Below are 1,325 nucleotides of genomic sequence, written 5' to 3'. Positions count from 1 at the left end.
AAGACCTTACGAGTGGGAATGGGGTGTCTGATGGCGGGAGCGCTGTTGCTCGCTGTTGGCGAGACATTGGCACCGGTCTCGGTGCTTGGCTTCATCGCCCCGATGTGGCTCGTGGGTGTTGGTATCGCCACTGCGGTATCGGTGGCACCCAATGCCGCTCTTCGAGGTTTCGATCATATCGCTGGGACCGCTACAGCAGTCTACTTCTGTTTGGGTGGACTACTGTTAGGGATTATCGGGACACTCATTATTACGCTTTTATCGACTGGTACCACCTGGCCGATCATCGCTTATTGCCTCATCCTCGCAACAGCAGTGCTTTGTCTGTCCTGCATCAATCCCAACAGACGCCATCTCAGCCAAGAAGAACATGATGCCTTGGCGCTACAAGGCACCGATAGCGCGCAATCGGTCCATGATCATGACTAGCGCTGATGTTTGGAGCCTGTTCTGGAAGGGCTTTTCGCCAGCGTCTCATGGGCTTCTAGATGAACAGACTTTGCTGATCCGTCTTACACACGACGAGGAGCATACGCCAATTTGTAGCCGATGCGATTGCCCTTGTTTCCTGGTACATGACATCAATTGGCGCCGAGTTCGCGAGTCACCAATTATGCAGTATCGCGTCGAGTTGGATGTACCTGTGCGGCGGCTGCGTTGTCCACAATGCGGTCCAACCAGAGAGCGGATCGATTGGCTACCACCGCGCTCCCGTATTACGCAATCAGTGCGAAACTGGATTGAGAAATTAGTACAGATGCTGCCCGTCAGTCATGTTGCCAATCTTTTGGGCTTGCATTGGCATACAGTCAAGACTATTGACATGGAGCGGCTCAAACGTGATTTGCACGAGCCAGATCGAAGTCGATTGCGCCGCCTGATGATGGACGAATTCGCCTTGCACAAGGGTCATCGCTACGCCACGGTGGTCGCCTGTGCCGACACCCAGCAAGTGGTGTGGATTGGCGAGGGCCGCTCGCGTGAGGCGATCCGGCCGTTCTTCGAGTGGTTAGGCGATGCCCGGAACCAGATCGAGGCAGTGGCCATGGACATGAACTCAGCCTTCGATCTTGAAGTGAAGGCCCAGTGCCCCAACGCGGTGGTGGTCTACGACCTGTTCCATGTGGTGGCTAAGTATGGCCGCGAAGTGATGGATAGAGTGCGAGTTGATCAGGCCAATCAACTGCGAGATGACAAGGTCGCCCGCAAGGTGATCAAAAGCAGCCGTTGGATACTGTTACGCAATGCTGACAACCTTGAGCCCGAGCAGGCGGTCAAGCTGGACGAACTCCTGGCCGCCAATGCGTTCTTGACTACGGTGTACG

Annotated in this window: 1 protein-coding gene and 1 pseudogene; both read left to right on the top strand. The window is 55.2% G+C overall.

Going from position 1 to position 1,325, the window contains the following annotated elements; all coding sequences use genetic code 11:
- Positions 1-429, top strand: a pseudogene (locus FTV34_RS17510) (CmlA/FloR family chloramphenicol efflux MFS transporter); the annotation flags it as partial.
- Positions 422-1,325 (top strand): ISL3 family transposase (locus tag FTV34_RS17505; RefSeq protein ID WP_180070919.1); only part of this gene is annotated, 904 nt, incomplete at its 3' end. The pseudogene FTV34_RS17510 and the gene FTV34_RS17505, both read left to right, overlap by 8 nt.

It is taken from the genome of Acinetobacter sp. YH16038 (assembly GCF_013417275.1).
Lineage (GTDB): Bacteria > Pseudomonadota > Gammaproteobacteria > Pseudomonadales > Moraxellaceae > Acinetobacter.
The sequence above is the reverse complement of the archived record's forward strand: the minus strand, read 5'-3'. Positions and strand labels throughout refer to the sequence as shown.